The 16075-nt window shown below is 39.9% G+C and carries 14 protein-coding genes; 7 read left to right on the top strand and 7 right to left on the bottom strand.

What is annotated here, in order from left to right; translation table 11 throughout:
* Positions 1-13 precede the first annotated feature (13 nt).
* Complete coding sequence (locus tag ACSVH6_RS05335) at positions 14-1177, bottom strand: poly(ethylene terephthalate) hydrolase family protein (protein ID WP_438076306.1); 1164 nt, start codon at positions 1175-1177, stop codon at positions 14-16.
* A 132-nt stretch (positions 1178-1309) separates the two neighbouring features.
* Between ACSVH6_RS05335 and ACSVH6_RS05330 the strand changes: the two genes are divergently transcribed.
* The 3 genes from ACSVH6_RS05330 (at position 1310) to ACSVH6_RS05320 (ending at position 6045) form a co-directional block, all read left to right on the top strand.
* Positions 1310-2530 carry an RsmB/NOP family class I SAM-dependent RNA methyltransferase gene (locus ACSVH6_RS05330; RefSeq protein WP_438076304.1) on the top strand — a complete coding sequence of 407 codons (1221 nt, stop codon included), beginning with the start codon at positions 1310-1312 and terminating at the stop codon, positions 2528-2530.
* 9 nt (positions 2531-2539) lie between these two features.
* The gene (locus ACSVH6_RS05325) at positions 2540-3673 is read left to right on the top strand and encodes an endonuclease (protein WP_438076302.1); all 1134 of its coding nucleotides are present in this window, start codon (positions 2540-2542) and stop codon (positions 3671-3673) included.
* A 182-nt stretch (positions 3674-3855) separates the two neighbouring features.
* Positions 3856-6045, top strand: a complete 2190-nt coding sequence (locus tag ACSVH6_RS05320; protein ID WP_438076300.1) for a DUF349 domain-containing protein — start codon at positions 3856-3858, stop codon at positions 6043-6045.
* A 30-nt stretch (positions 6046-6075) separates the two neighbouring features.
* Here the strand turns inward: ACSVH6_RS05320 and ACSVH6_RS05315 are convergent, their stop codons facing one another.
* The 5 genes from ACSVH6_RS05315 to ACSVH6_RS05295 form a co-directional block, all read right to left on the bottom strand.
* Positions 6076-6738, bottom strand: a complete 663-nt coding sequence (locus tag ACSVH6_RS05315; RefSeq protein ID WP_438076298.1) for an NAD(P)H-binding protein — start codon at positions 6736-6738, stop codon at positions 6076-6078.
* Positions 6738-7667: an aspartate carbamoyltransferase catalytic subunit gene (locus tag ACSVH6_RS05310; RefSeq protein ID WP_438076296.1), complete on the bottom strand. Its 930-nt coding sequence runs from the start codon at positions 7665-7667 to the stop codon at positions 6738-6740. The genes ACSVH6_RS05315 and ACSVH6_RS05310 overlap by 1 nt, the downstream gene beginning before the upstream one ends.
* A gap of 34 nt (positions 7668-7701) precedes the next feature.
* Positions 7702-8235: a bifunctional pyr operon transcriptional regulator/uracil phosphoribosyltransferase PyrR gene (gene pyrR, locus ACSVH6_RS05305; protein WP_438076295.1), complete on the bottom strand. Its 534-nt coding sequence runs from the start codon at positions 8233-8235 to the stop codon at positions 7702-7704.
* Positions 8236-8654: 419 nt separating this feature from the next.
* Complete coding sequence (locus ACSVH6_RS05300; protein WP_438076294.1) at positions 8655-10274, bottom strand: ABC-F family ATP-binding cassette domain-containing protein; 1620 nt, start codon at positions 10272-10274, stop codon at positions 8655-8657.
* 121 nt (positions 10275-10395) lie between these two features.
* A complete protein-coding gene (locus ACSVH6_RS05295) occupies positions 10396-11166 on the bottom strand; it encodes a TlpA family protein disulfide reductase (protein WP_438076292.1) in 771 nt (256 codons plus the stop codon).
* A gap of 97 nt (positions 11167-11263) precedes the next feature.
* Here ACSVH6_RS05295 and ACSVH6_RS05290 point away from each other — a divergent pair, with 97 nt between their 5' ends.
* From ACSVH6_RS05290 to ACSVH6_RS05275, 4 genes are all read left to right on the top strand, one after another.
* Positions 11264-12001 carry a prolipoprotein diacylglyceryl transferase gene (locus tag ACSVH6_RS05290; protein WP_438076290.1) on the top strand — a complete coding sequence of 246 codons (738 nt, stop codon included), beginning with the start codon at positions 11264-11266 and terminating at the stop codon, positions 11999-12001.
* Positions 11991-13379: a radical SAM protein gene (locus tag ACSVH6_RS05285; protein ID WP_438076288.1), complete on the top strand. Its 1389-nt coding sequence runs from the start codon at positions 11991-11993 to the stop codon at positions 13377-13379. The genes ACSVH6_RS05290 and ACSVH6_RS05285 overlap by 11 nt, the downstream gene beginning before the upstream one ends.
* Before the next feature lie 2 nt (positions 13380-13381).
* Positions 13382-13576 carry a hypothetical protein gene (locus tag ACSVH6_RS05280; RefSeq protein WP_438076286.1) on the top strand — a complete coding sequence of 65 codons (195 nt, stop codon included), beginning with the start codon at positions 13382-13384 and terminating at the stop codon, positions 13574-13576.
* A gap of 242 nt (positions 13577-13818) precedes the next feature.
* Positions 13819-15249: a peroxiredoxin family protein gene (locus ACSVH6_RS05275; RefSeq protein ID WP_438076284.1), complete on the top strand. Its 1431-nt coding sequence runs from the start codon at positions 13819-13821 to the stop codon at positions 15247-15249.
* An 88-nt stretch (positions 15250-15337) separates the two neighbouring features.
* Here ACSVH6_RS05275 and fsa read toward each other — a convergent pair whose 3' ends face one another.
* Positions 15338-15994 carry a fructose-6-phosphate aldolase gene (fsa, locus tag ACSVH6_RS05270; RefSeq protein WP_438076282.1) on the bottom strand — a complete coding sequence of 219 codons (657 nt, stop codon included), beginning with the start codon at positions 15992-15994 and terminating at the stop codon, positions 15338-15340.
* Between the last annotated feature and the right edge of the window lie 81 nt (positions 15995-16075).

The raw sequence follows: 16075 nt of genomic DNA, 5'->3' as shown, positions 1-16075 counted from the left end.
TACCGGCCGAAGTCTATTTTATAAATTTTCCGGTACTAACAGCTATTCCTTGACTTTGCAAGGAATAGAAATAAATTCCCTTTGGCAAGTTGACCGTTTCTATGGTAGTTTCTGTAGTAAATACTTTTGTTAGAAGCTCTTTAGCTGAACTGTCATAAATTGTAATCGTATACAACCTCCCTTCTATTCCGCTTACATTGATAATATCTTTTACAGGTACAGGAGTTAATCTTATTCCATTATTATTTTCAAAATTATCAGTAGTTAAACTGTTGCACTGAATACAGTTTTTTTGAAATGAAATACTATTGTCAGATAGTAGCTGTGTATCAAAAGAATTTCCTTGTGCGCAATTGCCTTTTAATTGAAAATCCAGCCAAGGCAACAGATAAGTATTTATAATGTTTTGTTGTGCCGCTCTGGTTATAGTTGGTTGAGGCGAACAACTTGATTCCCCCACTCCACAGAAAAAATTACTATTTGCCATTTGACAATGACTTCCTCCCAGTATAGTCAGTAGCGTTTTACAATTACTAAGCAGTTCATTGTACATCGGAATTTGATTGGTATTTGGAGGAGTAACACAATCATTGCCTCCGGAAAAAATTAATGACGGAATTTGTATTGAAGCTGCCGCTTGTATGGCAGAAGGATTTGTTTCTGCCGCTGCAAAATTCACCAGAGTCTTAATATTTGTATTTAATTGTGCCGCCAAAAATGAAGCTCCCCCTCCCATACTATGGCCCATCACAGCATTCATTGGACTTATCTTATTATAAAACAGTGAAGTGGCATTAGTATTCAAAACTGCCATCTGGTCCAAAACAAAAGACAAATCTTTGCCAAAATCAAGATGTGAGGGAGCAAGAGACCCTTCTGTTTTAGGAAAAACCATGATGTAACCATTAGGGACCAATGAACTCCAAAAATTCTGGTATGCATCCCAAGTCATCACGAATCCGTGTCCAAAACTCAAAACCGGAAAAACAGCTGTAGTCGAAGTTGTCACCGGTACATTATCACCAGCAGCATCCGCCGGATAATAGATTTCTGTGGCTATCACTCTATTGCCTCTGGATGTATCTGTAAAATTTACAGTGGTGTGACCCACTTGAAACAATTGAGAAAAACCAAATTGAACAGCAAATAATACCGCAAGTGTAATTTTTGATTTCATCGTTTGGTATGTTAAGAAGTACGTTTATCCTATCAAATATAGTTAAATTAAATGCCACTCTGTTTTTAGCTTGTTAAATTTAATTGCGCATAACAAAAAAGCAATATCTTTGCGGGCTTATTTTTTTACACTATGCGATTACACCGAAATTTAGTTTACACCACTATTGACTCTTTAAACGCCATCTTTAACGAAGGAGAATATGCAGATAAGGTAGTGGCTCGCGCTTTGAAGAAAGACAAGCGCTGGGGCAGTTCCGACCGTAAGTTTGTCGCCGAGACCATATACGAAATCGTGCGTTGGAAACGACTATACATGGAAATAGCAGGAGTAAAAGAGCCCTTTGATCGAGATGACTTGTGGAGGATGTTTGCTGTTTGGGCTGTGTTGCGAGGTTATCCTATCCCAGATTGGCGTCAATTGGAAGGAACTCCGGAACGAAAAATCAAAGGCCGTTTTGATGAGTTGTCTAAAATCAGAAAGTATCGGGAATCTATTCCGGATTGGATGGATGAACTGGGCGTAAAAGAATTAGGTGAGGCTGTTTGGACTAAAGAAATAGCGGCACAAAATCAGCAGGCTCAAGTCATTTTGAGAGTCAATACTTTAAAGACTACCAAAGAAAAACTGCGTGCCATCCTGATGGACTTAAATATTGAAACCGAGTTTCTTAAAGATCAACCGGATGCCTTGGTACTAAAAGAAAGAGCCAACGTGTTTTTAACCGATGCCTTTAAAGAAGGCTTATTTGAAGTTCAGGATGCTTCTTCGCAATTGGTTGCCGCTTTCCTTGATGTACAACCCGGGATGCGTGTTGTTGATACTTGTGCAGGCGCGGGTGGAAAAACATTACATATGGCTTCCTTAATGCAAAACAAAGGCCAATTGATTGCCATGGATTTGTATGAAAGCAAACTAAAACAACTAAAATTAAGAGCCAAAAGAAACGGGGCTTTCAATATTGAATACCGAATTATAGATACTACAAAAGTTATCAAAAAACTTCACGAAAAAGCTGACCGTGTGTTGATTGATGCTCCTTGTAGCGGACTGGGAGTTTTAAAAAGAAATCCCGACGCTAAATGGAAATTACAGCCTGAATTTATTGATAACATCCGTAAAGTTCAAGCTGAAGTTTTGGAAAATTATTCCAAAATTGTAAAACCCGGAGGCAAGTTAGTTTATGCTACTTGCTCCGTCTTACCCTCTGAAAATCAGGAACAAATACAAAAATTTTTAAAATCCGAAACCGGAAAAAACTTTACCTTTGTCAAGGATTCTAAAATCCTGGCACAAGACACCGGATTTGATGGTTTTTACATGGCGCTGTTAGAACGAAAAAAAGAATTATAAAAAACTGAAATGAAAAGAATCTTAACCACCTTACTATTAAGTTTTACACTTATTAGCGTTGCTCAACAAGCAGCAAAAAATACTAATGCCACAGCCTCTATCCCTCCTGGTTATTATAATGCAGCCACCGGTACCGGTTATGCACTGAAAACACAGTTGGCCACCATCATTAGCAACAATTACATTGACAGAAGTTATTCCGGCTTGTATACTACCTACTTAACTTCGGATGTTGATTCGTATTATGAAAATGACGGTACCTTATTGGATATGTATACCGAAAATCCAACCGGTCCGGAATGCGAGTTCACTTACGGTACCAATCAAGATGACGGAACCCAGGGAACTGCCGAATGCCAGAAATACAACAGAGAGCATACCATACCGCAATCCTACTTTGCCTCAGCCACACCTATGTATTCTGATGCCCATTTTGTTGTGCCTTCCGATAAATATGTAAATGCGCAACGTGCCGATTATCCGTATGGTAAAGTAAACAATGCGACCAGCACCTATTCCAACGGTTCTAAAAAAGGAAGTAACCTGAACTCCGGATATTCTGCCGGTTATAGTGGTGTAGTGTTTGAACCGATTGATGAGTTCAAAGGAGATATCGCTCGTATGCTATTGTATTTTGCCACCAGATACGAAAGTCAACTTCCCGGGTTTTACACCGCTTCTTCTTCCGACATCAAAGTAATGTTTGATGGCACCAGCAATCACTCATTTTCAAATACTTTTTTAAACATTTTATTAACCTGGAATGCACAAGACCCTGTAAGCCAAAGAGAGATTGACAGAAACAATGCTGTGTATGCCCGTCAAAACAACAGAAACCCTTATATTGATAACAATAATTATGTAACCCAAATTTGGGGGCTTCCACTAGCTGCACCATCGTTTAATTTGAATGCTATCAGCATTTATCCAAATCCGGGAACAAACGGAACAATCAACATCAGTAGCGAGATTGCTTTGGATGAGATTGATTTGATTACAATCAATGGTCAGGTTTTACAAACCATCACAAAACCGGAATTCGAAAACAACACTTATGCTGTTACCAATATACCAACCGGTTTTTATTTCTTGAAGCTGACTTCAAATAACGAAACGATTACTAAAAAGGTTTTAATAAACTAAATTACAAGCTTTACACTCATAGAAAAACGCTGTTGAAATTCAACAGCGTTTTTTTGTTTTTAATCGAAAATGATGATTTTTTAACCTTAAAGACATCGAGAAAAGCCGTATTTCCTTTGAATTTTAGTACTACTTTACTATCTTTCGCCCTCCAATTGTGTAACCCTTAAAACATTGAACCAATGTTAGAAGAAAAGAATGATAACCTGCCACAAGCAGACGGAAATGTAAATAACGAATCGCATGAAACGGTAACTACTGAAAATCAAGAGATTGCCATTGAAGCGCCAGCGGATACTGCAACTGCAGAAACCGAAACCACTCCACTACAGGAAGTAGTAGAACCCGTAGCAGAAGCTACTGAAGCAGCAACAGAAATCGTTGCAGACAACTTGGCTCCTGAAGCTGAAGCAGCTGCTGTTGAAGTTGCTGTTCTGACCGAATCACTTACAGAGGATGAGATTGAATTAGCCGCTGAAAAAGAATCACTGGTAGAAGAAACCGTTGAAGCTCCGGCTGAATCGACGATGGAAACTGAAGTAACGGACACTATTGTAGCTGAAACTGCCAATGATGAAGTGATGAATGCCATTCAGGAAGTAAATGCTGAGGAAGGGGAAGACGAAACCTTAAAAGACCGTCATGACATTCCAATGCTCGATTACGAAGCGTTATCTATGGAACAGTTAGTAGATGAGTTGGCCAATTTGGTGGTGGTTGAAAAAGTAATGTCTGTTAAAGACCATGTAGAAGAACTTAAAAAGGCTTTCTTATCCAAATACTATCATTTTATTGATGAGAAAAAAGAAGAGTTTCTTGCCGAAAACCCTGATACTACTGAAGATTTCCATTATCATTTTCCACTGAAGGTAAAATTTGACCAACTGTATTCACAATACCGAGACAAGAAAAACAATCACTTCCAAAGCCTGCAAAACAACTTAAAAGCGAATTTGGAAAACCGTTTGGCTATTGTTGAAGAACTTAAAAATTTAATACACAGTCAGGAAAGCATTCCGGTAACACTGAAAAAATTCAACGACATTCGCGATCGTTGGAAAGTGGCCGGTCCCATTCCAAAAGACAAATACAACCACGTTTGGAATAACTACCATTTTCACCTAGAGAACTTTTATGATATCCTGCATTTGGACAGAGAAATCCGCGATTTGGATTTCAAACACAATTTGGTTCAAAAGCTTAAAATCATTGAGCGTGTTGAGGAATTAGTAAAAGAAGAAGACATCAATAAAGCCTTCCGAGAGCTGCAGGATTTACACCGCATCTGGAAAGAAGAAATCGGACCGGTGTCCAGAGAACACCGAGAAGAAGTTTGGAATCGCTTTAGTGAATTAACCAAGCAAATGCACGATAAACGCGAAAGTTTATACGAAAAATTGCGTGAAGTGGAAACCGAAAATCTAAACCGTAAAAAAGAAGTTATTGCTCAAATTGAAGTATTAGCTCAGGAAAAAGTAGGTTCTCACAGTGCCTGGCAAGGGCAGATTGAAAAAGTGGAAGCACTACGCAATCAATTTTTCGGAATAGGCAAAGTACCGGCTGAGTTGAATGAAGATACCTGGACTGCCTTTAAAAACGCGGTTAGAAACTTCAACATCCTTAAAAACTCTTTCTACAAAGACATCAAGAAAGACCAAAACGATAATTTAAGTAAAAAGCAAGCCTTGGTAGCCAAAGCTCAGGAACTGAAAGACAGTACTGATTTTGCGGCAACTACTCCTCTTTTCAAACAAATTCAAGAGGAATGGAAAACCATAGGTCATGTGCCGAGAAAGTTGTCTGACAAACTTTGGACGGAATTCCGTGCCGCTTGTAATGAATATTTTGAAAAACTGAAAGAGCAAAAATCAGAAGTAAACGAAGAGGAAGTAGCTGCTTTTGAAAACAAAAAAGCCTACCTCGAAACCTTAAGAGCTTTTGAACTTTCGGGAGAGCACCGCGCCGATTTGGATGCCATCAAAGCCCATATTGAAACTTGGAAAAGTTTTGGCAAAGTGCCTTTTGCCCGTCGTCACATCGAAGGGAAATTCAATAAAATTCTGGATGCCTTATTCGAAAAGTTGAGCGCGAGCAAGAAAGATAACGAACGTGCCCGCTATGCCAACCGATTGGATACCTTAGCGCATTCGGATACCCGTAAACTGGACAGTGAGAAAGTATTCATCATGCGTAAGATTGATGAAGTACAAGGCGAAATCTTTCAGTTGGAAAACAATATTCAATTCTTTGCTAATGCCAAAGCGGATAATCCCATGGTAAAAGAAGTAATGAAAAACATTGAGCGCCAAAAAGAAGAATTGGCTACTTGGAAAGACAAGTTGAAACAACTGAGAAATCTCAAAACTGAATAACAAAAAAGTCCCGATAATTCGGGACTTTTTTTATGCTTGAATCTGTATTTTCCTGATATCGTTATTCTCGTAAATCTCTTTGTGCCCACCGTGCAACCCTACTTCTACCATCACACTGGCCAATTGTTCCGAAGTGACACTGGCACCGGGAAACAACCAACGAATAATCGGTTTATAGAGCAGTCGCATCAGTTTATAGGTTATGTTCGGTTCCTTTCTTGGCACTACCGGGTAAATATAACCGGGACGGAACGAATGGGTTCGATAGAAATGAAGACCAAATAAATGATTCTCTGCCTTGCCTTTGTCTTTGGCAAACATCATGAGGCTTTTTTCGCTGCGGTCAGCCCCTTGTCCACTGAGGAAACAAAAGGTTGTTTTATCGCTTTGTCTGCGCAAGGTCTCAGCAAAAGCCTTTGTAAAATCAATCGTAATTTGGGCAAATTCCGCTCGGGAAACCTGACCGGTATACACCCCGATGCAATAGAAACAAACGTCTTGGTTTTGAAAGGAATCTTCAATAGCGGAGAAATCCAGAAAGTCAGTGTGAATGATTTCCTTTAGTTTGGGATGTTTGTGTCCTGTTGGTTTTCTGACAATAGAAGTCACCTGAGTTACTTCATCACTGGCGAGGCATTTGGTTACAATCAAACTACCAATCATACCGTTGCCGCCTGTGAGGATAACATTCATTATTGCTGTATTTTAGAAGCTAGTAAATAGATTACGGCCATTCGAATGGCCACGCCGTTTTCCACCTGATCCAAGATTACAGACTGTTGGGAATCGGCCACATCCGAAGTAATCTCTACTCCTCGGTTGATGGGCCCCGGGTGCATGATGACAATTTCTTTATTTAAAGAGTCTAACAACGCTTTGTCCAGACCGTATTGTTGAGCGTATTCTCTGGTGGATGGAAAGTAATTGACATCCATGCGTTCGTTTTGCACGCGTAACATGTTGGCCACATCACACCACTCGAGTGCTTTTCTTAAATTAGATTCTACGGTTACTCCCAGACTCTCTATGTGCTTTGGAATGAGGGTTTTGGGACCGCACACTTTAACTTCTGCTCCTTGCATTTGAAGCGCATAGATATTGGATAAAGCCACACGCGAATGAAGAATATCACCTACAATGACCACCTTTTTACCTCCCACTTCTCCCAGTCTTTCTCTGATGGAAAAACTGTCTAACAACGCTTGTGTAGGATGCTCATGCGCACCGTCTCCCGCATTGATGATACTCGCCTTTACATTTTGTGAAAGAAAATAAGCGGCTCCGGGGTTAGCGTGACGCATGACCACCATATCGACTTTCATCGAAAGGATGTTATTCACCGTATCGATAAGCGTTTCCCCTTTTTTGACCGAGGACTGAGCCGCAGAAAAGCTAATCACATCCGCAGACAACCTTTTTTGCGCCAGTTCAAAGGAAAGCTTGGTGCGGGTACTGTTTTCGAAAAAGATATTGGCTATGGTGATGTCGCGCAGTGACGGTACTTTTTTAATGGGACGATTGATTACTTCCTTGAAATGGTCGGCCGTTTCAAAGATTAAATCAATATCTTTTTTTTGGAGATATTTTATGCCTAATAAGTGGTTGACTGATAGTTCGGACATATAGTGTGTTGTTGTTGCGTGTTGTGTCGTTATCTTATATCAAATATACTGCGTCTTCGCCTTCTTTCTCTTTCCAGCATACCTTTACTTTCTCGTCATTAATCACATCTACCTGTCGGCCCCGGTAATCCGGTTGTATGGGCAGGTGTCGGCTGAATCTGCGGTCGATGAGCACCAGCAATTCGATTTCGGAAGGTCTTCCGAAGGATTGAATAGCGGTTAGAGCGGCGCGAATGCTTCTTCCGGTGAACAGCACATCGTCAATAAAAACCACTTTTTTATCTTCTACCAAAAAATCGATTTGGGTTTTGTTTGCTTCAAGCTGCTTTTCGCCCCGACGAAAATCATCGCGGAAAAAAGTAATGTCTAAAAATCCGAGCGGTACCTCTTTGATTTGGTATTCTTCTTCCAGAATGGTCTTAAGACGCGAAGCCAAGGAAACCCCGCGGGGTTGGATACCGATAAGGACTGAATTGGAAAAATCAAGATGGTTTTCGATTAACTGACAAGCCAAACGATGGAGTATGATATTGACTTCTTTGGAAGTGAGCAATACTTTTTGACTCATGATAGTGTTGTTTGGGTTGTAAAAGTAGTATTTTTTATTGAATGTGTCAAAAATTAGTGAGGCGTTAATCAATTATGCGTTACGAGTTCCGGCTGATGGTACTCTTTCACAGCAGTCCGAATGACCTTGTTGAATTCTTACAAAAAACTGTTCCGCACACCTTGAAAAAAAGCTCCTGATGAATCGTCAAATTCGTCCTGATGAGTTTTGCAACTCGTCCTGACGAGTTGGCGAACTGGTCCTGATGAGTTGGTAAACTCGTCAGGACGTTTCTGATGCCTTGTGTTTACTGGTGCTCCCGAAGGTCAAAATAAGCTTTTGGACTAGTACTGGGTTGCATTTTTGTAAGAATGGATTAAATTCCACTCCAGGACGGAATAAAAAAAACTCCCGCTAATGGCGGGAGTTTCTTTATTATATTAACTATACATCTTTTTACGCATTTCCTGAATCTTATCATCATCAAGGTATTCGTCAAAGGTCATGTAGCGATCAATCACCCCGTTTGGCGTGATTTCCAACACGCGGTTGGCCACCGTTTGCGCAAACTCGTGGTCATGGGTGGTAAACAATACCGAACCTTTGAAGTTTTTCAGGGAGTTGTTAAAGGCCGTGATAGACTCCAAATCCAAGTGATTGGTGGGTTCGTCCAGCATCAACACGTTGGCACGCAACATCATCATGCGGGACAACATACAACGTACTTTTTCACCTCCTGATAATACCGTACATTTTTTCAAGGCTTCTTCTCCGGAGAAAATCATTTTTCCTAAGAACCCGCGCACGTAAACTTCGTCGCGTTCTTCTTCGGTTTTGGCCCATTGGCGCAACCAGTCTACCAAGTTCAAACTACCATCCGTAAAGAATTCGTGGTTGTCATTTGGCAGGTACGACTGTGTGGTGGTAATCCCCCATTCGAAGGTTCCGGTATCGGCTTTTACGTTTCCGTTTAATATTTCATAAAAAGCGGTAGTTGCTCTGGAGTCTTTGGAGAACACAACCACTTTGTCACCTTTGGCCATGTTTAAATCCACATTTTTGAATAGCAATTCGCCATCAATTGAGGCCGAAAGGTTTTCCACGTGTAGGATTTGGTCACCCGCTTCACGCTCCGTATCGAAAATGATGGCCGGATAACGGCGGCTTGACGGTTTGATTTCGTCTAAGTTTAGTTTTTCAATCATCTTTTTACGCGAAGTAGCCTGTTTGGATTTGGCTACGTTGGCACTAAAACGACGAATGAATTCTTCCAACTCGGCTTTCTTCTCTTCGGCTTTCTTATTTTGTTGTGCTTTCTGACGAGCGGCTAATTGGCTCGATTCATACCAGAAAGTATAGTTCCCGGAATAGTGATTGATTTTCCCGAAGTCGATATCTGAAATATGGGTACAAACCGCATCCAAAAAGTGACGGTCGTGTGACACTACAATTACCGTATTTTCATAATTGGCCAGGAAGTTTTCTAACCAGGAAATGGTTTCAAAGTCCAAGTCATTGGTAGGCTCATCCATTACCAATACATCCGGATTGCCAAAAAGCGCTTGTGCCAATAAGACACGTACTTTGAGTTTTCCTTCCATTTCGCCCATTAGGGTATAATGCATATCGGATTGGATTCCTAAGTTGGACAACATGGCACCGGCATCAGACTCTGCATTCCAACCGTTCATTTCCTCAAACTGCACCTGCAACTCTCCTATTCTATCGGCATTGGCATCATCATAATCGGCATACAACGCATCCATTTCTGATTTGACTGCAAATAAGACTTTGTTTCCCATCATCACCGTTTCTAAAACCGTATGTTCGTCAAACATATTGTGATTTTGGTTCAATACCGACATTCGTTTTCCGGGCTCCAAAAACACTCTTCCGGATGTGGGTTCGATATCTCCGGCAAGGATTTTAAGAAAGGTAGATTTACCGGCACCGTTGGCACCGATTACCCCGTAACAGTTGCCTTGGGTAAAGGTGGTGTTTACTTCGTCGAATAATATTCTTTTACCAAATTGGACTGATAAATTATTTACAGTTAACATGAATTGTATTTTATTAAATTTTTATTTCCTGCTGTTCGGCCTTTTTAGCCTTAAGCGGTGCAAAAGTAATGAAATATAGGCAGTTTTCAGTATCGCAATTCTGTTTTTTTGGCAACTGTTGCTACTCTTTCAGCAGTTGTGATAAAGCTGCGTTTAAACTCTCATAATCCGAGAGCACTTTTACAATCATCCCCTCTTTATTCAGTATGAAATGCGTGGGAAAAGCATTCAGGTTTAAAACCTGATTCATATAGATTTTCATATTGGGCACCACAGCATAGGCTAACGGCTTTTTAGTCAGAAAAGCATTGAGCTGCTCGGGAGTATCTTCGGCCAGGCTGACAAACTGTATGTCATTGCGGTTTTTATATTTTTCCGCCAGCGCATTCACATAAGGAAACTCCTGAATGCAGGCAGTGCAATGGATGTACCAGCATTTGATTACTACAATCTTCCCTTTCATCGTTGCATTGGTAATGGGTTGTCCGTTCAAATCGACGAAATTGAAATCGGGAAAGGGCTTTCCTTCCATTTTAAAATGTTCGTATTCATCAAAGGCTATTTGGGTGATGGTGGCCTTGATACTGGTATCGGCTTTGGGATTTATTTTGAAGAGTTTGTAGGTCAGTCCTTTTTCAGTGTTGAGCCGAATAGGAATACAGGTTCCTGTCAGGAGGGTTTTGAGAAATACTGCTTTGCTCACCTGTACTGATTTGGTATTTAGCGGAATAAAATCAGCCGAGAGCCTGATGTGTTGCTTTTGATAATCGGCCCAGTTGCTGAACTTTTTCTGAATGGTGATGGGGCTTACTTCAGGCGTTCCGGATTTAATTTGACCGAAACCGATACTGAAAATAAAAGCCATTATCAGGGAGGCAATTGTGTTTTTCATGGAATTGAGAATACTGAGTTTCAAAAGTACTCTAAAATTTAATTTTCAAATGATTTATTTAAAAAGGTATATTAGCTGAAATTTCAGTTGATTGACCATGACTTTTCCTTATCAGATTTCTTTATTTGGTGACAAAGTATACCTGCATTTCTTTTTTGAAACCTTGGCTTTTATTGTGGGGGTTCGGTTGTATTACTATTTAAGGAGAGGCATTACCGACCCGATTTCGGACATCAACCGGCTCTGGATATTGCTTGGTGCTATGCTTGGTGCCCTGATAGGTTCCCGGGTGCTTGCCATGCTGGAAACGCCTTCGGAAATCATGCATCAAACACTGCTGAGTTTTTATCAGAATAAAACTGTGGCCGGGGGCTTTTTGGGTGGTTTGTTCGGAGTAGAGCTGATTAAGAAAATCATTGGAGTCCAAACCGCTTCGGGCGATATTTATGTGATCCCGATAGTGGTTGCTTTGTTTATCGGACGGATGGGTTGTTTCAGTATGGGGATTGCCGAACCTACTTTCGGTACAGAAACGACTTGGTTTACCGGTATGGATTTGGGCGATGGCAAACTTCGGCATCCTGTAGCTTTATACGAAATGGTGCTTATGGTTCTGCTCTTTGTACTCTTTCTAAGTATCCGTCATAAAACCATGGTTAACGGCGACCGATTCAAGTTATTTATGGTTTTGTATTTTACCTATCGCTTTTTAGTGGAATTTATTAAACCCTATAATCCTTTGTTCTTAGGTCTGAGCAGTATACAATGGAGCGCTTTGTTTGTACTTGTTTATTATTATAAATTTTTAATCCGATTGCCAAAATATGCCCAATAGAGATTACATCTACTACGATTATACCAAGAGTCTGTGTCCGGAGTGTCTGCACACGATTGATGCCAAAATTGTCTTTCAGGACGATAAAGTATGGATGCTGAAGCACTGCAAAACCCATGGCGATACCAAAGTCATGATTGCTGATGATGTGGAATACTACCGCCAAATCAGAAACTATAATAAGCAATCGGAAGTCCCGTTGAAGTTCAATACCAAAGTGCATTATGGCTGTCCTTATGATTGCGGTTTGTGTACCGATCACGAGCAGCATTCCTGTCTTTCCATAGTGGAAGTAACAGACCGCTGCAATCTTACCTGCCCGACATGTTATGCGAGTTCAGGCCCCAATTACGGCAATCACAGGACACTCGAAGAAATTGAAAAGATGTTTGACATCATCGTTGCCAATGAGGGAGAACCCGACGTCGTTCAGATTTCGGGAGGAGAACCGACGGTGCATCCGCAGTTTTTTGAAATTCTCGACATGGCCAAGCGCAAACCGATACGTCATTTGATGTTAAACACCAACGGCATCCGTATTGCTAAGGACATTTCCTTTGTGGAAAAACTGGCAAGCTATATGCCTGACTTTGAGATTTATTTGCAGTTTGACAGCTTTAAACCCGAAGTTTTAAAAAAGTTGCGAGGTGAAGATTTGACGGAAGTTCGTAAAAAAGCCATAGCAAATTTGAATCAATTCAACCTCTCCACCACCCTGGTGATTACTTTACAAAAAGGAGAGAACGATGATGAGATTGGGCAAATTTTAGAATATGCCGTTCAACAGCGTTGTGTGCGTGGCGTGACTTTTCAACCTACTCAGGTAGCCGGAAGAAACGAGGATTATAAAGATGAAGAAGGCCGAATTACACTGACCGAAGTGCGCAGGAAAATCTACGAACAATATCCCGTTTTTACTCCGCAGGATTTAATCCCTGTACCTTGTAATCCGGATGCTTTGTGTATGGCCTATGCGTTGAAAATTAATGGAGAAATCATGCCGATGACCCATTTAATCAATCCTGAAGATTTGCTCAACAACTCCAAAAATACGATTGTTTTTGAAAACGATGAGAAACTGAAAAATCATATGCTAACCCTGTTCAGCACGGGAATTTCCGTTGATTGTGCTGAAGAAACTTTTGGTGAACTGATGTGTTGTTTGCCTCGGGTCCAATCGGATCATTTGCATTATGAGAATTTGTTTCGTATTATTATCATGAATTTCATGGATGCTCAGGATTTTGACGTCAGAGCCGTTAAAAAATCATGTGTTCATATTGTGGATAAAAGAGGAAAGTTGGTGCCGTTTGAAACGATGAATTTGTTTTACAGAGACAATACCATTGAAAAATTAAGAAAAGAAATAAACTATTAGTTATGGAGATTTTATTACAGTTGGCTATGATATTACTAGTACTCTGTGCCGTAGTGTTTATTTGGGGATTTATCCAACTCCTTACCAGTAAAGGCAAATCCAAAACCGCTCTCAGAATGGTCTTGATTTCATCTATAACCGCCTGTGTAATAGTAGTCATAGGTTTCGGTACTTGTTTGTATGCTTTATCTAATTAATCATGATGATCTACCTTATAATCCTTTTAGCCCTGGTTGTTGTAGCGAGTGGAATAGCTTTCCTTATTGGCTTATACAAAGTGTTTTTTCAGAAAGAGGACAAAAAATTCGGCCTTAAATTACTCATCTATTCCACTATAATTTTCCTGATTGGATTTGGCACATGTGCTGGAATACTGAATTTTGGAGGTGTTTAACTTTAACGATAGATTAACAGTAAAATCCAAAACATCAGATTAATTTTGTTTACCAGTTTTAAATACATGCACCAACTCAACAATATAAAAGTATTAGGTTTTCTCCTCCCGATGTTCGTTCTTTTCAGTTCATGTAAAAATGAATTCAAAGGGAATGACTATGTAGCCTATTTTGGGGGTGAAATTGTCAACCCGAACAATCCATATGTACTCTTTTGCAAAGACAATGAAGTGATTGACACTTTGAAACTGGACAAGAACAATCGCTTTTTCATTCAGTTTGACTCGCTAACGCCGGGCTTATACAGCTTCAAGCACGAGCCAGAATACCAGTATGTGTATTTTGATAAAAACGACAGCATCATGGTACGCGTTAACACTCAGGACTTCGACGGTTCTGTTGTTTTTTGCGGACGCGGTGATCAAAAAAACAATTATCTGATGGAGCAATACCTCCGAAATGAAAAAGATAAAAACGACATGTTTGAAGCTTTTGACTATGATATTGACAAGTTTACCAAAACCATTGACTCAGCTTATCAACTTTCCCAAAAGTTTTACAACAGCAAAAAAGAAGAAATCAAATGGAGTGATGAATTTGATGCTTATGCCAAAGCTGCTGTTGATTTTCCGTATTATTCCCGAAAGGAATTGTATCCCATCATTCACAAATTAAGAACCGGAAATGATGTTTTTGAAAAGATTCCGAAAGATTTTTATGCCTTCAGAAAGAAAGTAAACTGCAACAATGTAGCACTTTCCTATTACTCCCCTTTTGTAATGTATTTATCGCACATGCTCAACAACATGGGGGCTATCAATTATCACAATCATTTTTCAGAAGTGGATTTGGCATTGAAAACCAACATCAACAAACTGAACATTGCCGATACTTTGATTAAAAACGAAAAAGTTAAAAATACCATTCTCAACAACATTGCCTTTACCTATTTGCTCGAAGATCAAAACATGGTAAACAACCAGAAATTTTTGGCTACTTATCATAAATATTCGACCGATAAAAGTCAGAAGAACGAGATTACCAAAATTGGAAATGCCATCCAATTATTAAAAATCGGTAACAAACTCCCCGAAGTGTCATTAATGACAACGGCAGGCGACACTATTGCTTCTACTTCTTTTACGAATAAAAAAACGGTGCTTTTCTTTTGGACTGAAAATGCCATGTCTCACTTTGAAGCCGTACATAAAAAAATATTGGCTTTGCACGTGAAGCACCCGGAATACCATTTTGTGGGAATAAATCTGAACGACCCTAAAGACAATTGGTTGAAATTATTGTCTGATTACAACTTTGACGGTATCACGGAACTGCGATGTGCTGACTTTGAGGATATGAAAGCAAAATGGGTCATTACTAAGATTCACCGAACCATTATACTGGGTAATGAAGGTGAAATTCAAAATGCCTTTACCAATGTGTTTGATCTGAACTTCCCGGATGAATTAAAATAAACCCAAACAAGTTCTAATATCATACTTCAATATATAAAAAAACGCCTTTCAATGAAAGGCGCTTTTTGTATACAATTATTCTGTTGGATTATTGATTTCCTTTAGCATAATCTGCCAGGAACTGAGCCAAACCACTGTCAGTCAACGGATGTTTTAACAATCCTAAAATAGAAGACAACGGTCCGGTCATTACATCAGCACCTATCTTAGCACAGTTCACCACGTGCATGGTGTGACGAATGGAAGCCGCTAAAATTTCGGTTTCAAAAGCATAGTTATCATAAATATCTCTGATTTCCTGAATCAAAGCCAAACCATCAGTTGAAATATCATCCAATCTGCCTAAGAACGGTGATACATAAGTTGCTCCTGCTTTGGCAGCCAACAAAGCCTGACCTGCAGAAAACACCAAGGTAACATTCGTTTTGATTCCTTTATCTGAAAAATATTTACAAGCCTTAACACCATCTTTTGTCATCGGTATTTTCACCACGATCTGGGGGTGTAAATCGGCTAAAATTTCGCCTTCTTTTATCATTCCTTCAAAATCGGTAGCTATCACTTCGGCACTTACATCGCCATCTACAATATTACAGATGTCTACATAGTGTTTCAAAATGTTATTCTTCCCGGTAATACCTTCTTTGGCCATCAAGGAAGGATTCGTAGTAACGCCATCCAAAACACCAAGCTCTTGTGCTTCTCTGATGTCGTTTAGGTTGGCCGTGTCAATAAAAAATTTCATACTCTGATTTGTTATATATTAAAAAAGTTGTGTTTCAAATTTAGCTTAGCTCAGTCACCCTAAAAAGGTTCAAGCCGGTGC

Origin of the sequence: Flavobacterium sp. XGLA_31 (genome assembly GCF_051547105.1) — a bacterium.
Classification (GTDB): Bacteria; Bacteroidota; Bacteroidia; order Flavobacteriales; family Flavobacteriaceae; genus Flavobacterium.
Note: the sequence above shows the minus strand (reverse complement) of the source record. Positions and strands in the feature narration are given on the sequence as shown.